The 16,154-nt window shown below is 52.1% G+C and carries 10 protein-coding genes, 1 other RNA gene and 3 pseudogenes; 5 read left to right on the top strand and 9 right to left on the bottom strand.

Translation table 11 applies throughout. The features are described from left to right. Window positions 1-4: 4 nt before the first annotated feature. Entirely contained in the window at window positions 5-133 is a 129-nt protein-coding gene (locus tag KHQ09_RS18505; protein ID WP_255560626.1) for a hypothetical protein, read from the bottom strand. Window positions 134-292: 159 nt separating this feature from the next. Here KHQ09_RS18505 and KHQ09_RS12035 point away from each other — a divergent pair, with 159 nt between their 5' ends. From KHQ09_RS12035 to KHQ09_RS12025, 3 genes and pseudogenes are all read left to right on the top strand, one after another. After that, the gene (locus KHQ09_RS12035) at window positions 293-940 is read left to right on the top strand and encodes a DapH/DapD/GlmU-related protein (protein ID WP_213598446.1); all 648 of its coding nucleotides are present in this window, start codon (window positions 293-295) and stop codon (window positions 938-940) included. A 114-nt stretch (window positions 941-1,054) separates the two neighbouring features. Then, window positions 1,055-1,486 (top strand): annotated as a pseudogene (locus KHQ09_RS12030) (CreA family protein); the annotation flags it as partial. Window positions 1,487-1,625: 139 nt separating this feature from the next. Beyond that, window positions 1,626-2,987: an Nramp family divalent metal transporter gene (locus tag KHQ09_RS12025; protein ID WP_213598442.1), complete on the top strand. Its 1,362-nt coding sequence runs from the start codon at window positions 1,626-1,628 to the stop codon at window positions 2,985-2,987. Between the two features lie 44 nt (window positions 2,988-3,031). Here KHQ09_RS12025 and KHQ09_RS12020 read toward each other — a convergent pair whose 3' ends face one another. The 4 genes and pseudogenes from KHQ09_RS12020 to KHQ09_RS12010 all read right to left on the bottom strand — a co-directional run bounded on the left by KHQ09_RS12020 (window position 3,032) and on the right by KHQ09_RS12010 (window position 8,405). Further along, the gene (locus KHQ09_RS12020) at window positions 3,032-4,408 is read right to left on the bottom strand and encodes a dicarboxylate/amino acid:cation symporter (protein ID WP_213598440.1); all 1,377 of its coding nucleotides are present in this window, start codon (window positions 4,406-4,408) and stop codon (window positions 3,032-3,034) included. A 190-nt stretch (window positions 4,409-4,598) separates the two neighbouring features. Beyond that, window positions 4,599-6,215, bottom strand: a pseudogene (locus KHQ09_RS18600) (3'-5' exonuclease); the annotation flags it as partial. A gap of 131 nt (window positions 6,216-6,346) precedes the next feature. Next, window positions 6,347-7,211 (bottom strand): annotated as a pseudogene (locus tag KHQ09_RS18595) (ATP-dependent helicase); the annotation flags it as partial. Window positions 7,212-7,328: 117 nt separating this feature from the next. After that, entirely contained in the window at window positions 7,329-8,405 is a 1,077-nt protein-coding gene (locus KHQ09_RS12010) for a serine/threonine protein kinase (RefSeq protein ID WP_028233748.1), read from the bottom strand. A 279-nt stretch (window positions 8,406-8,684) separates the two neighbouring features. Between KHQ09_RS12010 and KHQ09_RS12005 the strand changes: the two genes are divergently transcribed. Next, entirely contained in the window at window positions 8,685-12,548 is a 3,864-nt protein-coding gene (locus tag KHQ09_RS12005) for an AsmA family protein (protein WP_213598436.1), read from the top strand. Between the two features lie 39 nt (window positions 12,549-12,587). Here KHQ09_RS12005 and KHQ09_RS12000 read toward each other — a convergent pair whose 3' ends face one another. The 3 genes from KHQ09_RS12000 to KHQ09_RS11990 all read right to left on the bottom strand — a co-directional run bounded on the left by KHQ09_RS12000 (window position 12,588) and on the right by KHQ09_RS11990 (window position 13,736). Next, on the bottom strand, window positions 12,588-12,860 hold the full coding sequence (locus KHQ09_RS12000; RefSeq protein WP_213598434.1) for a ribbon-helix-helix domain-containing protein: 273 nt from the start codon (window positions 12,858-12,860) through the stop codon (window positions 12,588-12,590). Beyond that, window positions 12,857-13,066: a DUF4169 family protein gene (locus KHQ09_RS11995; protein ID WP_022711391.1), complete on the bottom strand. Its 210-nt coding sequence runs from the start codon at window positions 13,064-13,066 to the stop codon at window positions 12,857-12,859. Before KHQ09_RS11995 ends, KHQ09_RS12000 begins: the two co-directional genes overlap by 4 nt. A 73-nt stretch (window positions 13,067-13,139) precedes the next feature. Beyond that, window positions 13,140-13,736 (bottom strand): SspB family protein, encoded by a 597-nt coding sequence (locus tag KHQ09_RS11990; RefSeq protein ID WP_022711392.1) that lies wholly within the window; start codon window positions 13,734-13,736, stop codon window positions 13,140-13,142. Window positions 13,737-14,208: 472 nt separating this feature from the next. Here KHQ09_RS11990 and KHQ09_RS11985 point away from each other — a divergent pair, with 472 nt between their 5' ends. After that, window positions 14,209-15,426 (top strand): multidrug effflux MFS transporter, encoded by a 1,218-nt coding sequence (locus KHQ09_RS11985; RefSeq protein ID WP_075656169.1) that lies wholly within the window; start codon window positions 14,209-14,211, stop codon window positions 15,424-15,426. 62 nt (window positions 15,427-15,488) lie between these two features. Here the strand turns inward: KHQ09_RS11985 and ssrA are convergent. Next, window positions 15,489-15,855: a transfer-messenger RNA gene (gene ssrA, locus KHQ09_RS11980) on the bottom strand. Window positions 15,856-16,154: the final 299 nt, after the last annotated feature.

Raw genomic sequence — 16,154 nt, 5'->3', positions numbered from 1 at the left:
ATCCTCAGAAGCACCATGAAATACCATCCATGAGCATGGTCATGAATATGGTGTCGCTGTAATTCATCCAGCCTGCAAACAAAGCGCCAGCGGCCAGAGCGGTGATTAATACCACGCCGCTAATCCAAAGCAATTTTCTGCTCTCGTGTCCGTTGGCCTGTCTATCAGCTGTCGTCATAATAATGTTATAGCTGGCTTGTGGCAGTTTGGCAAAGGCTGTCTGTGTGATTTTCCCATCTTTTATGAAATTTCAGAAATTTTTGAAATTGAACTTATGCAGGAATAAAACGTGATGAGTGAGGATGTTTTGCAGTTTTCGCGTGATGTGCAGCCGAAAATTCATCCGAGCGCGCAGCTGAAATCCGTTAAACTCGGACAATATACCGAAATCGCTGAGCGGGTGATCCTGCGTGATGTACAGATCGGTAATTTTACCTATCTGGAGCGCAACGGCGAGGGAATTTATGCTGAGATCGGACATTTTTGCTCCATTGCTTCCAATGTGCGGATCAATGCGCTGGAACATCCGATGCAACGCCTGACCATGCATAAAATGACCTACCGGCCGAATGAATATTTCCGCAATATCGGTGTGGATATGGAGTATCGTGCACACCGTTCCTCAAGACGGGTGACAATCGGCAATGATGTCTGGATCGGTCATGGCGCGGTGATATTGCCCGGTGTGAGCATCGGCACCGGTGCCGTGATCGGCGCTAACGCAGTGGTTTCTAAAGATGTGCCACCCTATATGATTGTTGCCGGTGTACCTGCAAAAATTCTGCGACCGCGTTTTGATGAGAAGACGGTTGAGCGCCTGTTGCAGAGTGCATGGTGGGACTGGCCGGTGGAACTGATTTATAAAGCGCTGCCGGATATTCAGACCATGGAGATTAATGCTTTTCTCGATAAGTGGCTGCCTTTGGCAGAGGATGCGTGAGCCATTCCATATTTGATTCAAATCTGAATGCAGGAGATGTTTATGAAGCAATTTCTGACCGTTACAGCTCTGGGTGCAATGCTGGCCTTGTCTCCTTTGACAAGTGTCAGCATGGTGCAGGCGGAGGAAATCGGCAAAGTTGGTGTGGACTGGCTCGGCAATGATATTGTGATTGATGCGGTCAGCGATCCGAAAGTGCAGGGTGTGACCTGCCATCTGGCATCTTTCTCGCGCGGTATGATTGACCGGCTGCAGAAGGGGAACTGGTTTGAAGACCCGTCCAATGCGTCGATTTCCTGTGAGCAGACAGGGCCGATTACCATCGGAGATATCAAGCTGGGCAAAGGCGGTGAGCGGGTATTTTCCGAGCGCACCAGCCTGATCTGGAAGAAGCTGGTGATTACCCGCATTTATGATCAGACCAATAATACGCTGATTTATCTGGCACATGCCTCACAGGTGCAGGACGGTTCTGCCAAGACGTCGCTCTCAACCGTGCCGCTTTATCGCGGTGATGTGATGTGGGAAAAAGGTAAGCCGCAATAAATTATTTATAAGAAAATGCCGGTTTTAACCGGCATTTTTTATGCTGCTTTTATACTTCAGTATTTTCTCTTGACGGATATTAAAATTGAGCGCCTAGTTGCAAATGAGTTTCATTACTATTTGCGCACGAAGATTTTTCATGAAGAAAAATGAATTTCCACTGGCGGAAGGTGCTGATAATTCCGGCGCATGGCGTCAGGAACCGGCAGCGAAATCGCTGGCTGAGGTCAATGGTTCCATTACAATTCCGCGTCATGGCACGCGGTGGAGAAAATTTGCCGCCTTTGCAGGGCCGGGTTATCTGGTGGCGGTCGGCTATATGGATCCCGGCAACTGGGCGACATCTATCGCCGGTGGCTCACGCTTTGGCTATACGCTGTTGGTTGTGGCGCTGGTTTCCAATATCATGGCTATTCTGCTCCAGTCACTTTGCACGCGACTGGCTGTGGCGACGGGACGCGATCTGGCGCAGGCCTGCCGTGACGCTTATTCTCCGGCGATGGCATGGTTCTTATGGATCGGCGCGGAGATTGCAATCTGTGCCACCGACCTTGCCGAGGTAATCGGCACAGCGATTGCGCTTAATCTGCTGTTTGGTATGCCGCTGGAACTCGGTGTGTTGCTGACCGCGCTCGATGTTTTTGTCGTGCTATATATGCAGAGCAAGGGGTTCCGCTGGATTGAAGCCTATGTGCTGGTTTTGCTTTGCATTATTGCTTTGTGTTTTCTGGTGCAGATTGCACTGGCTGATCCCGACTGGGGCGCTGTAATCCGTGGCTTTGCACCAACCACTGAAATCGTGACCAATCCGGAAATGCTGTATCTGTCGCTCGGGATTATCGGGGCGACCGTGATGCCGCATAATCTCTATTTGCATTCAGGCATTGTGCAAACGCGTAAATATGGCGGTAACTTAGAGGAAAAACGCGAAGCGATTTCCTATTCCACGTGGGATTCCACCATTGCGCTGATGCTGGCTCTGGCCGTCAATGCGTCTATTCTTATTCTGGCTGCAGCGACTTTTCACAAGGTCGGCCGTACCGATGTGGTGGAGATTGAACAGGCCGAAGCCCTGATCGCGCCGCTGCTTGGCAGCACGCTGGCACCAATCCTGTTTGGTGTTGCGCTGCTCTGTGCGGGGCTGAACTCGACAGTAACGGCGACACTGGCGGGGCAGATCGTGATGGAAGGTTTTATCAATTTTCGCATCCGGCCATGGCTGCGGCGGCTGATTACGCGTGGTATTGCTATTATACCGGCGATTATTGTGACGATGCTCTATGGCAATAAGGGAACTGCCAATCTGCTGATCCTCAGTCAGGTGGTGCTGAGTTTGCAACTGCCATTCGCCATTGTGCCGCTGATCTTGTTCACATCAGACCGTCAAAAGATGGGTGCTCTGCGCGCGCCTTTATGGCTGACAGGGGCGGCATGGATTGTGGCACTGATCGTGATCGTGCTGAACCTGAAACTGATCTATGATGTGGCGACCGGCGGATAATAAAAAAGCCGAAGTTTCCTCCGGCTTTTTTGTTTTAGGTTGTTTTAAGCAGCAACGCCTTGCGCTGTCAGATGTGAAGGATCGATATCGTCGATATTCTTCTCGCTGTTATAGACAGCCTCATCAAGAATACCTTCGCGCTTGGCAACAACGGCTGGTACCAGTGCCTGACCGGCAACGTTAACAGCGGTACGTCCCATATCGAGGATAGGGTCAATCGCCAGCAACAGGCCGACACCTTCCAGCGGCAGGCCGAGGGTGGAGAGTGTGAGGGTGAGCATCACCACCGCACCGGTGAGACCGGCAGTTGCAGCCGAACCCAGTACCGAGACAAAAGCGATCAGCACATATTCCTGAAGGCCGAGTGGCAGGCCGAAATATTGAGCGATAAAGATCGCCGAGATCGCCGGATAGATTGCAGCACAACCATCCATTTTAGTGGTGGCGCCAAGAGGCACAGCAAAAGCTGCATATTCACGCGGCACACCCAGATTACGCTCGGTCACGGCTTCAGTTACCGGCAGTGTGCCAACGGAAGAGCGGGACACGAAAGCCAGCTGGATTGCAGGCCACGCGCCTGCAAAAAAGCGAGATGGTTTCAGGCCGTGGAAGATCAGGATAGCCGGATAGACCACGAACAGCACGATTGCCAGACCGATATAGACGGCTGCGGCATACCAGCTGAGCTGAACCAGTGTTTCCCAGCCATATTGGGCAACAGCGCGGCCAAGCAGACCGATAGTGCCGAGCGGGGTGAGGCGGATAACCCACCACAGAATTTTGCGCACCACAACGAGCAAAGACTGGTTGAAGGCGAGGAAAGGCTTGGCAGTATCACCGGCTTTCAGCGCCGCAACGCCGAAGGTAATGGCGATAACGAGGATTTGCAGCACGTTGAAGTTCAGCGAAGTTGATGCAGCGCCGTTGTTCAGCTTGGTGCTGGCTTCAAGGCCGAGCATATTGGCAGGCACCAAGCCTTTAAGGAAGTCGAGCCATGAGCCGGAAGAGGCTGGCGCTTTGGCGGCTTCTGCGGCTACACCGGAGCCGATACCAGGCTGAATAATCAGACCCAGCGCAATACCGATCAGCACAGCGATAAAGGATGTGATGGCGAACCACAGCAGGGTCTGCCAGACCAGCTTGGCGGCATTGTTAAGCGCAGCCAGATTGGCGATAGAGGCCACAATCGCGGTGAAAACCAGCGGCGGCACAAGCGCACGCAGCATCTGCACAAAGATCGAGCCGATTGTTTGTAAGCTTACAGACAGCCAGTTGGCATTGCCGTTGATATCAGGCCCCATATTGCGGGCAACGAGACCGAGCAACAGGCCGATAACCATCGCCGTCAATACCTGAAAACCGAAATTCAGATAGAGTGGCTTGGCCTGCGCAGAAGGTTTTTTCACATGAGCGACGGACATGATTTTTTCTTTCAAAACAAGTGAAGCGAAGGGGCAAATTTGCTCCTTCGCTCGTTGGTTCGAAATTTAACGGAGATTCATGGCTCGGTTAAGCAATGTCATGCTGCGGCGGGCATCTACTTGATGAAGTTATACTCTCATACATATCAATGTTAGAATATTATTTCTAAACTCAGGCATCTGCAGATTTTTATACCCGTTTCACAAAACTGTCGATGACGCGTTTTTGTCCGGCATGGTCAAAGTCGATGGTCAGTTTGTTGCCGTCAATTGAGACGACATTGCCGTTGCCGAATTTCATATGGAAAACACGGTCGCCGACCTTAAAGTCTGATGGTGTTGAGGAAACGGATTTTGCCACCAGCTCGCCGTCAATGACCTTGCCTTTGACCGAGCCGCGACCGGCACCGAAACCGGAATCTGTTTCGCCATAACCGATGCGCTCGACATTGGCACCGGAGCGGGAACCCCAATTGTTGCGTGTCGCATCGGAGCGGTTTTGCTGCGCCCGCTGCCAGCCCGGTGTGGAATAGGAATTGGCAAACGGATCACCACGTCCCACAGCATCAAAGCGTGATTGACCATAACCGCCGCCATAGGAACTGTCGGACTCCGCAATATCCACATGCTCTTCCGGCAATTCTTCCAGAAAGCGGGACGGGATCGTGGTCTGCCACATGCCGTGAATACGGCGGTTGGATACAAACCAGATATGCAGGTTTTTCTTGGCGCGGGTCAGGCCGACATAGGCGAGGCGGCGTTCTTCTTCCAACCCTGAACGGCCGCCTTCATCCAGCGCACGCTGATGCGGGAACAGGCCTTCTTCCCAGCCCGGTAAGAACACAGTTTGAAATTCCAGCCCTTTGGCCGAGTGAAGGGTCATGATGCTGACAGCATCCATGCCTTCATTCTGTTCCGTATCCATCACCAGCGCCACATGTTCGAGAAAGCCGCGCAGGCTTTCATATTCTTCCATGGAGCGGATGAGTTCTTTGAGGTTTTCCAGACGTCCCGGTGCTTCGGCGGAGCGGTCATTCTGCCACATCGCCGTATAGCCGGATTCATCGAGAATGATTTCTGCCAGTTCCGTATGGGATTTATTGTCGAGTAGCCCCTGCCAGCGCCGGAAATTCTCAACCACTTCGCGCAGTGCGGAACGGGCCTTGGGCTTCAGCTCTTCTGTTGCAATCAGGTCTTCTGCCGCGAGCAGCATAGGCATATTTTTTGCACGTGCATAATCATGTACTAGTCGTAGGCTTGCCTCACCAAGACCGCGCTTCGGTGTGTTGACGATGCGCTCAAAGGCCAGATCATCGGCAGGCTGGGCAACAACGCGGAAATAAGCCATCGCATCGCGGATTTCCTGACGTTCATAGAAGCGCGGGCCGCCGATAACGCGGTAATTCAGGCCGAGTGTTACGAAACGGTCTTCAAACTCACGCATCTGGAACGAGGCACGCACCAGAATAGCCATATCATTAAGCAGATGGCCGCGACGCTGAGCCTGTTCGATCTCTTCACCGACCGCACGGGCTTCTTCCTCTGAGTCCCAAGCCGCATGCACATGCACTTTCTGGTCATCTTCACTCGCAGCCTGCGGCAGCAGTGTTTTGCCAAAGCGCCCTTCATTATGGGCAATCAGATAGGATGCTGCACCCAAAATATGCGGTGTGGAACGGTAATTGCGCTCAAGACGAATGATAGTCGCGCCCGGAAAATCCTTGTCAAAGCGCAGAATATTATCCACTTCCGCCCCGCGCCAGCCATAGATCGACTGATCATCATCGCCAACACAACACAGATTGACCTGCTGCGCAGGTCTGTCTGTGTTGATTTTCTTTGTGCTCACGCTGTCGCCGCTATCGCGGCTGTGCTCCGCAGGGGCGGCTGAAAAGTCAGCCGACGACCAGTCGGTCGCGTTGGGAGTGTTATCTTGAGGTGTTGTAAATTTAGGCCTTTGCGCCAGCAGTCTCAGCCACATATATTGTGCGGTGTTGGTATCTTGATACTCATCCACCAGAATATAGCGGAATTTCGAGTGATATTCGCGCAGGATGTCCGGATGTTTGCGGAAAATCCGGATCGGATGCAGCAGCAGATCACCAAAATCACAGGCATTCAGCGTTTTCAGCCGTTCCTGATAGGCATAATAAAGTTCACGCCCTTTGCCATTGGCAAAAGCACGGGCATCACCCTCTGAAATTTCAGACGGGCCGTAACCTTTGTTCTTCCAGCCGTCGATCATCATCGAGAAAGAGCGCGGCGTCCAGCGTTTGTCATCCAGCCCTTCAGCCTGAATAAGCTGTTTGAGCAGGCGGATCACATCGTCCGTATCAAGAATAGTAAAATCAGAGCGCAGTCCGGCCAGTTCCGCATGGCGGCGCAACATCTTCACTCCGATGGAGTGGAATGTGCCAAGCCATGGCATACCTTCAACCGCGCCGCCAAGCAGATGGCCGATACGCTCTTTCATCTCGCGTGCGGCTTTATTGGTAAAGGTCACTGCGAGGATCTGACTTGGGAATGCCAGACCCTGCTGAATAATATGCGCAATACGCGTGGTCAGAACACGGGTTTTGCCGGTGCCCGCACCGGCCAGAACCAGAACCGGCCCTTCAGTCGTTTCGACCGCCTGCCGCTGCTCAGGGTTTAGCCCTTGCAGATAATCTGGTTCACCGCGTTGCTGGTTGCGCGCCTGCATAGCCCGCGCGGCAATCCCGGCTTTTGGACCAGATTGCGGTTTAGGTGTAGCCGGTACATCCGGCTCCCCGAAGAAGGGAATATCGTCTGGAAAGTCTGACATAGTTCCGAATGTAATGATTCTTAAGCGAAACGCCATAGACCAGAACAAATAAAGTACCTGCAGAGCTTGCAGGCACTTCATTCGTTGCGTTTTTTAAAATTTACAGGCTGGAAAATACTACTCCATCTGCGTGATACGGCGATCCGTGAAATTGAGACGATGCGCGGCAAGCGCCTCCACCAGCGGGCGCATATCCGGCTCGCGCAGCAGAAGATCGTCCAGTTCTGTCATCTGGTTCATGGCAACAAGGCGCAGAATATCTTCGCGTACAGTGCCGTCCTCACGGCGTGGTAAATGGGCAACCGGCTGGATCAGCTCGACTTTATAACCTTTAAGGCGTGCACGCAGTGATTTCTCATCGGCATTCAGTGTTTCAACAAAAGCATAAATCCCTACACCTTTTGCAGGCAGGGAATAGAGACTCAGAGACACATCCTTCACACGCGGGTCGGATTTCAGCGCCGCAATAATTGCCGGACCTTCATTATCAATACGGTCGCCCGTACCTTCACCGTCAGACCAGTTGAAAATGCCACGGGTAACGAAATTATAGACTTTTTTGCCTGTTGCCAGCCAGATACGTGACGGTAGCGACCGGCGTGCCAGAATGCGTTTTTCCGTTGGTGTCATCAGATCAGGTGCGAAATTACGCTTCTGTTTGATGAGGTGGCGGAAATCTTCATAGGCCATCAACCGGTAATACGCGCCACGACGGCGATGCACAGATGCCAGCTGGAAGTCAATTACAGCGGCTTCACCTTCCGGTGTCATCAGCCAGTTTTGCGGCTTTTGCAGATCATTATGGGTAACGCCCATGCGGCGCATATCGCGCAGAATACGATGGGCAGACAAATACCATTCACGATGGGACGGGCGTGCCAGATGCAGCGGCGTGCCGTCCGTCCATGTGCGGAACAAGCCGTGTTTGTCAGTTGCCAGAAGCTGAGGTGTGCCTTTGATGCCGCGCACTTTTTTGAGGCCGCGGATTTCACGGCGCGCCAGCCACCATGCCAGCGGGCTTGACCACCACGGGGCTGCGCTGACAACGCGGCGGATGATACGGGTTTCCGGCTCGCCGACAAAATAGCCAGCACGGGTTTCCGAGAAAATATCCCGCTTGAAAACGGCTGTCTCATAGAAATCAGGAATGGTTTCCATAAGTTGGGAATTGGTCTCGGACGTTGAATAATTCATGATAATGTCACAGATATAAAGTCAATTCGGGTGTGAAGCGTAAGCGGCCGAAGATATGAAAACAAAATGATATTGGCTGTCATGTGACAGCTGTAGCGGTTAGATACCAGAGGATCAAGCCGTGTCCTTATCTTTGGGCACGAGTTTACGGCTCTATTCAGGTGCATACAGCCTTTGTCATGGTGAAATTACCTTGTTGTCGCAGGCTGCGAGCCGCTATGGTGCGCGCTGAAATGTGATTCATAAATGACAATGACTGCAGAGCAGCTTTGTTAGTAGATGGCTGTACTCAGTCGGAGTGAGACTTTGGGGCGTTTGTTCGTTGCTATTGGTGGTTTGCTGGTACTGGTGCTGACTTTGGCGCTGGTCGTACCGCCTTTTATCGACTGGACAGGCTATCGCGACCGTTTTGAACTGGAGGCCAGCCGGATTTTAGGCCGGCCGGTGCATGTGAACGGGACAGCCAAAGCACGGCTTTTTCCGTTTCCGTCCGTTACTTTTTCTGATGTGCGCGTTGAAGGAAAAAACGGCCAGAGAGCCCTGACCATGGATCAGTTTTCCATGGATGCGGAATTAATGCCCTTCTTGCGCGGTGAAATTCTGATTTTTGATATGCGGATGGAAAAACCGCATCTTTTTGCAGGACTGGACAAGCAGGGACATCTCAACTGGGTTTTACCGGAAAACAGTGATCTGGCCGGCTCCAGAATAAAGCTGGAAAAGCTGACTTTACGCGACGGGCAAATAACGCTGCAGGATGAAGTGCGCGGGCGTCGTCAGGAATTGCAATCCATCAATGCCACCCTGTCTGCGGACAGTTTGATGGGGCCGTGGCGTATCAACGGCACATTGCAGGCCGACGGGCAGGTTTTCAATGTTGATATCAATACGGCCGAGAAAAAACCGGATAATCCGCTGCGTTTGCGCATCGGCCTGCGTCCTTCTGATCTGCCGCTGACGCTGGATACAGAAGGTGATGTAACGGTTGCTGACGGCAAGCCTGTTTATAAAGGGCAGTTTTCCTTTCTTACCTTAAGCGATGAAGAGCGGAAAAAGCAGGGCGTTACCTCTGCTGTTACCCTTGACAAGCTGCGGCTGACCGGAAAATTCGAAGCACAGAACAGCGGCTTCAACATTGAAGAATTCCGGATGGAGCAGGGTGATGCCGATGCTCCTTATGTGATTAATGGTAAGGCACAGCTTGATCTGGCTGAGAACCCGCATTTCATGATTAGTGCGGATGGCCAGCAGGTCTATCTTGACGGGATGAAGCCGGATGTCAGCCTCAAAGATGAGACTGTTGCACCGACGCAGCCGGTGATGTCTTTCCGGCAGAAAATTGATTTCTTGCAGACATTGCTGGAGCGTGTTCCGGTGCCGGATATTCCGGGCAATATTGATCTGCGGCTGCCAGCTATTGTGGCAAGCGGAACAACCATCCGCTCTGTGATTATCCGTGCTGAACCGGACAAGGACTCATGGAATATCAGTCAGTTACAGGCTGATCTTCCGGGGCGTACCCAGATTGAGGCCAAGGGCAAATTGCAGCTCGGGGCAAATTTCGGCTTTGACGGCAGTTTCCTGCTGGCTTCGCGCCAGCCTGCCGGATTTGCTTCATGGTTGTCCGGCGATAGCGGCAAAGCGCTGGCGGGGCAGGTTCCTGCCGCCGGATTTTCCGGCAAGATTAATCTGAATAAAGATGCCCAGCGTGTCGATGATCTGGAAATTGTGCTGGGTGAGACCGTTCTGCAGGGTAGTTTTGAACGCAGTGGCGGTGAAAGCCGCGCGGCATCTTCGGTACTGAATATTCAGGGCAAGGCTCTGGATGCGGGTACAATGCAGTTGCTGAGCGGGATGTTCCTGCGGGAAGGTGATCTGTCAGCACTTGCCGGTGAAAACCTGACGGTCAATCTCAAGGCTGGCCCCGTTAAATTTGCAGGGCTGGAAGCGGAACAGCTGGATACCGCATTTCGTCTGAGCAATGGCAAACTGGATTTTGACAGGCTGCTGGTCAGTGGTCTGGAAGGCGCAACCGTTTCTGCAACCGGATCATTGCGGCCGTTTGATAATTCGGTCAATGCGTCTCTTGATGCGACAATTCTGGCTGATGATCTCAGTCCTGTCTTACGCCAGCTCGATGCAGTTTTCCCGCGTGAGCCGCTTATTTCTGCGCTTTCCGCCAGAGCCAATGCCTATCCGGATTTATTCTCCGGCACCAAGCTCGATCTGCTTGTGAATGCGGTTAACCTGTTCGGAGACGGAGCGCATGTGCAGAAAACCGACGATGCCGGAACCGAGAAAACGGAAGCAAAAGATACCAAAGCGCGGGGCAGCCGTGTCAAAGCGGGTAGCAATTCGGCAGATGGTACAAAATCCGATATTGCCGAATTTTCTTTTAGCCTGAATGGTCAGAGCGGTGCGCTGATCCTGTCTGTAGCCGGATCCTCAAAAGGGACACTGGCCGGTTCCGAGCCGATGCAATTATCGCTGACGGCCAATGCCAAAGCGGCCTCGGGTGAAGCTGCCTTGGCGCTACTCGGCCTGCCTGTTGTGCCGCTGGGACTGATGGGAGAGGCGGAGATTAATCTGCAGGCGCAGGGCGCGCCGGTTGCCGGTATGAAGACCGTTCTTGAAATCAGCGGCGATGATGGCAATGCCCGTCTTGATGGTGTGATTACGCTGACCGGTGATGAGCTGACGGCCAGCGGTAAAGCCGTGCTGAAAAGCGATGATCTGGAGCCGTTTCTGGCCACCGCCGGTTATGCCCTGCCATTTGGCCGTGGTTTTGGCTCAGGTTTGCCGGTGGATATTGTCAGTGATTTCCAGTTTGGGAAAAATATTGTCCGGCTGCCGAATTTGCAGGGCAAGCTGGATAATGAGACTGTCAGTGCCAGACTGGACGGCTCGCTCAGCGAGCAGTCGGTTGCGCAATTGCGTGGCGAGATAAAGCTGGAGCGTTTTGATCTGGCTGCATTATTTGCGGCAATGAGCGGTCTGTCGGTTGCAGATATCACCGGTGCTGACGGCAGGAGCTGGTCTGAGACCGGTTTTGGTAACAGAACCAATCTTCCGCTGGGTATGGATCTGAAAGTGAGTGCCGCACAGGCTGCACTGACTGATGCAGCGACATTCAGCGATTTCTCTGCGCGTATTATCAAAAACGACCAGCAATTACAGCTCAGTGATATTGGCGGTGAGTGGGCCAAGGGCAAATTATCTGGCAAGCTGGAGTTGAATAATGCCAACGGAACCTTGCTCACCAACGGGGATTTGCGTCTTTCCGGCGGGGATATGCAGGTGCTTTATCATCCAGAAAATATGCAGCCGCCAGTGAGCAGTGCTAGCGATATCAAGCTGGGCTTTACGGGCAGCGGCAAGTCGATGGCTGATCTGGTGCATTCTCTGGCCGGTGAGGGGACGGTGACTGTCGAGCAGCCTGTTATTGCAGGATTTAACCTCACAGCTTTACCGGATTTGTTGCGACGCTCCGATGAATTGTCGGATACGGCGCTCTCTCAGGTTGAGCCGAAACAGGCCGAAGCCGAGCGCAGCACATTGTCGAAAAGCCTGACACAGGACGGACAAATAAGCGCTGCTCGGATTCAGGCTCCGTTGTCGCTTGCCGGAGGGATTATCCGTGCGCCGTCTGTTAAGGCAGAGAATGAAAGAGCCATTGTGCAGGCGGATTTGCAGTTTGACCTGAACCGCTTTCTCTGGGGTGGCAGCGGGCGGCTGGATCTGGTGTTGCCGCAGCATGAGCGGAATGATGTGACCCCGCAATTGCAGTTCACGGTTTCCGGCGGATGGCAGCAGCCGCAGGTGCAGTTCGATTATCAGCCGATGGTGCAGTTTCTGACGCAACGCGGCTTGTTGCGGGAACAACAGCGGGTAGAAGCGGCACAGGCTTTGATTATTGAAAAGCAGCGTCTGAAGCGCGAGGCTGATTATTATACTGCGAAAGCTGAAGCCCGCAAACGCGAGCGTATTGAGGCAGAAGAGGCCTTGCGCAGACGTGCGGAAGAAGCTGCGGGTGCAGGAACAATACTTCCGCAGGAAACACCGCAGCAGCCAAATACCGCGCCTGATTTCAAACCAAGCCTTGATGAGTTTCTGCAAACTCTGCCCGAAACGCAGTTACAGTAAAATTACCGCCGGTTTGGGTTTTAGAGCATGTCGCAGTTCTTAAGGTGCTTTGATGCTCAATACCCAGTCCAGCGCATAGAGGCGCAGGCTGGAAGACAGATTGCTGTTGCGGTCGCGTTCATCATCAATCATGGCAATGAGTGAAGCCAGCGACTGACCGTTCTGCGCTGCAATCTGCACAATGATGTCATAAAATGCATCTTCCAGCGAGAAGCTGGTGGCATGGCCGTGCAATGTGATCGAATGTTTACGCAACTGTGCTTTGCTGCGTGCTGCTGTGCTCAATGGCGGACGGGCGGTTTTATCACTCATTCTTTTTCATCAACAGATGAGACGGAGCTGCGTGGTTCCAGCCTGTTCTGGTCAAGGAACCGGACTTGCTTATCGTTCTGATTTTTATCGAAAGATTTTTCCGCTTTGGTACGACCGAACAGGATGCGATTGGCATCCGCTTCAACTTCTTTCGTCGCACGGGCTTTGCGTTTTTTGAATTGTTTGAGATTGATAATGTCACTCATGACTATGCCCTCTCAAAATAGAATATTCTCATGAATATATTCCGGCCGCTGCCGGCCGGAATATTGCATCTGTTTATTTTTTGCGGAAAGCATCCAGCGATACAACATCGGCAGAAGGCTTCGGAGCCTCTTCCTTATCTGTAGTTTCGCTGCTGTCTTCCTTGGCCGTTGTCTTGCTGCGGTCAGCCTTTTTGGCTGGCTTTTTAGCAGGCTTGGCCGGTGCTTCTGTTTCATCTTCTTCCGCATCATCCTGCAGACGCAGTTCCGATACGATTTCCAGATCATCCGTGTCATTGTCACCGGTCGGCAGCGCAACAGACACATCAAATTCCAGTTCGAAATTCACTGACGGATCGTAGAAGCCGCGGATTGCGGAGAACGGAATGACCAGCTTTTCGGCGATTTCACCAAAGGAAAGACCGACTTCAAAAAACTGCTCGGTAACCACCAGGTCCCAATACTGGTGCTGCATAACAATTGTCATCTGTTCAGGATATTTTTCCTTCAAACGAGATGAAATGCGAACGCCCGGTGCCTCTGTCAGAAAGGTGATGAAGAAGTGGTGATTGCCGGGCAGACCGGCCTTATTCACTTCCATGAGCACTTTGCGGATAACGCCGCGCAGCGCATCCTGAGCAAGAATATCGTAACGGATAAGATCCTGAACCATTAAATCCTTATCCCGCGGATTCGAGGAGTGTTGTCATATATGTTGTCTAAGTCAGCATTGCCGTATGATCAATTGATAATCAAGGATCAGGGCATTTCCGTTGAAATGAAATGCGCCGGTCATTCTGGCCGAGACAATATAATCTGATGGATTGATACAGCAGCTTTTATCGCTTGTGCGAGAAAAATGCTGCAACCCTGTCTCATTTATCAATATACCGCTGTAATGAAAGGTGAAAGAACTTTCTCAAATAATTGCCGTTCAGATCCGTGTGTTACAGGATAAATCGCCTGAAATTGACGGTTGACCATTTTCCGCTTCACTTCTATTTTTGCGCTCCCGTCAGTCCGGATGATGTGACAAATCCGAATGCGATGACAAGCGACTGATTTATCTCGTGGATAATGATCTCTGTGCAGAGGCGGAGAAATAATCTGTCTTCATTTTTATTGCGCTTCTGAAAGTTAAACGCATGTCCGCTCGTTTGTACCGCACAGCTCTTGTGCTCGGTTTTATTTCGGCTATCGGGCCGTTCGCTATTGATATGTATTTGCCGGCACTGCCGACAATTGCCAAAGATTTACACGCCAATGATGCCGCCGTGCAGATGAGCCTGATGGTGTTTTTTCTGGCGACGGCTTTGATGCAGATGTTTTGCGGGCCGTTTTCGGATATTTACGGTCGTAAACTGCCGCTTTATCTGGGGCTTGCGCTCTTTGCGGCGGGCAGTGTCGGTTCGGCAATGGCGGCCAATATCGAGATGCTGATTTTCTTCCGCTTTATTCAGGGCGTGGGGGCGAGTGCGGGTATGGTTGTGCCGCGCGCGATTGTCCGCGATCTGTATACCGGTGTGGATGCGGCACGGCTGATGTCGATGCTGATGCTGGTTTTTTCGATTTCACCAATTCTGGCACCCTTGACCGGCAGTTTCATCATTGAAGATTTTGGCTGGCGCGGCGTGTTCTGGGCTGTTCTGCTGGCGGCTATTCTCGGTCTTGCGCTGGTCTTTTTCGCGCAGGAAGAGACGCGTCCCGTTGAACAGCGTATATCCGGCGGGGTAGGGCGTGCATTGCGCGGCTATGCATTTCTGATCCGCGACAGCAAATTTATCGGCCTGACCTGTATCGGCGGCTTCTGCATGGCCGCATTCTTTGTCTATATCGCCAATTCATCCTTCATCTTCATTGAGAAATACGGTCTGACCCCGCGCGAATATTCGCTGGTGTTCTCACTCAATGCGATTTCGTTTTTCGGTGTTTCGCAGCTCAATGGCATGCTGGCGAGCCGTTACGGGCTGGGTAAGGTCGTTTCCTATGCGGTAACCGGCTATCTGGTGACGATGGTTATCATGGTTCTTGCAGCCATATTCCTCACACAGAGCCTGTGGATGATTATGACCTTCCTGTTCATCGGTAATGGTTTTCTCGGACTGGTATTGCCGGGCACCAGTGTTCTGGCGCTGGATGATCATGGTGAGATTGCCGGAACGGCAGCAGCTTTGCTCGGTACATTGCAATTGCTGGTCGCAGCGGCTGCTATGGCGCTCAGCTCATTCATTATGACAGGGAATGTTCTGCCGATGCTGGTCGCCATTGCGCTTTGCGGTTTTTCTGGCTGGGTACTGACCTATCTGACCATCATGCGGCACGGGCTTAAAAAGCCGTCATCGCATGTGACGGAAATTCACTGAGTGACTAAAATAGGGCATCGGAAATTCCGGTGCCTTTTTCATACCATCTTGTAAAGGGGAGAAGTGGAGGCTTCTGTTGCCAGGTGCCTCCGAACCCCGCCTTAAGGGGCTAACCCTAAGGACTTAGGTTGGGTTTCCCGCACCGCCATTAGGCAGCGAGAGCATAACCCTGAGCTTTGTTGTCATTTGCAACTACTCAATTAGCCCGATAACGGTGGTACAATGCCGAGTGAAAGATCAACCTTTACGCCCTTGTCGATCCTGTTTCGCCCCCGCCACAATACAGCCGTTTCAGTTTAAGCTGTATTCTGGTGGAGGCGCCGGGTACCGCCCCCGGGTCCAATAGGTTTATTACGCAGTCCATTTATCACCATAGCCGGTCAAGCCGACAAGGTTTATATAGGTGGCTTCCGTGCGCTTGAAAAGAGGGGAAAGGGCTTTCCTTATCTTTCAGCTGTGAAAAATATAAAACTCCGGCGATTTTGTCGGGCAATCATTTATTGAAGTCGGGCAATCATTTATTGAAAAAGACTAAAATAACAGTTTGGTGTGTTTTCTGAAAGAATAGAGGTTTTACGGCATTGACAGGTTTTGTCTGCTGGTCAATCTTTCCATAATACAGAGGTAAATAGGCTGAATGTCGATTCAGCTATGATATTGAGCAATTGTCTTATTTACTTTTTCTGGTTTAACGGCCGTAAAAGCGGTCAGATTGAAGGAGACTGGTT

This window comes from Pseudochrobactrum algeriensis (genome assembly GCF_018436245.1).
In the GTDB taxonomy this organism is placed as follows: Bacteria; Pseudomonadota; Alphaproteobacteria; order Rhizobiales; family Rhizobiaceae; genus Pseudochrobactrum; species Pseudochrobactrum saccharolyticum.
Note: the sequence above shows the minus strand (reverse complement) of the source record. Positions and strands in the feature narration are given on the sequence as shown.

What these genes read in the sequence shown, in the direction of transcription:
- KHQ09_RS12035 (WP_213598446.1), top strand. Translation starts at nt 293, where the DNA reads ATGAGTGAGGATGTTTTGCAGTTTTCGCGTGATGTGCAGCCGAAAATT.
- KHQ09_RS12025 (WP_213598442.1), top strand. Translation starts at nt 1,626, where the DNA reads ATGAAGAAAAATGAATTTCCACTGGCGGAAGGTGCTGATAATTCCGGC.
- KHQ09_RS12020 (WP_213598440.1), bottom strand. Translation starts at nt 4,408, where the DNA reads ATGTCCGTCGCTCATGTGAAAAAACCTTCTGCGCAGGCCAAGCCACTC.
- KHQ09_RS12010 (WP_028233748.1), bottom strand. Translation starts at nt 8,405, where the DNA reads ATGAATTATTCAACGTCCGAGACCAATTCCCAACTTATGGAAACCATT.
- KHQ09_RS12005 (WP_213598436.1), top strand. Translation starts at nt 8,685, where the DNA reads ATGGCTGTACTCAGTCGGAGTGAGACTTTGGGGCGTTTGTTCGTTGCT.
- KHQ09_RS12000 (WP_213598434.1), bottom strand. Translation starts at nt 12,860, where the DNA reads ATGAGTGATAAAACCGCCCGTCCGCCATTGAGCACAGCAGCACGCAGC.
- KHQ09_RS11995 (WP_022711391.1), bottom strand. Translation starts at nt 13,066, where the DNA reads ATGAGTGACATTATCAATCTCAAACAATTCAAAAAACGCAAAGCCCGT.
- KHQ09_RS11990 (WP_022711392.1), bottom strand. Translation starts at nt 13,736, where the DNA reads ATGGTTCAGGATCTTATCCGTTACGATATTCTTGCTCAGGATGCGCTG.
- KHQ09_RS11985 (WP_075656169.1), top strand. Translation starts at nt 14,209, where the DNA reads ATGTCCGCTCGTTTGTACCGCACAGCTCTTGTGCTCGGTTTTATTTCG.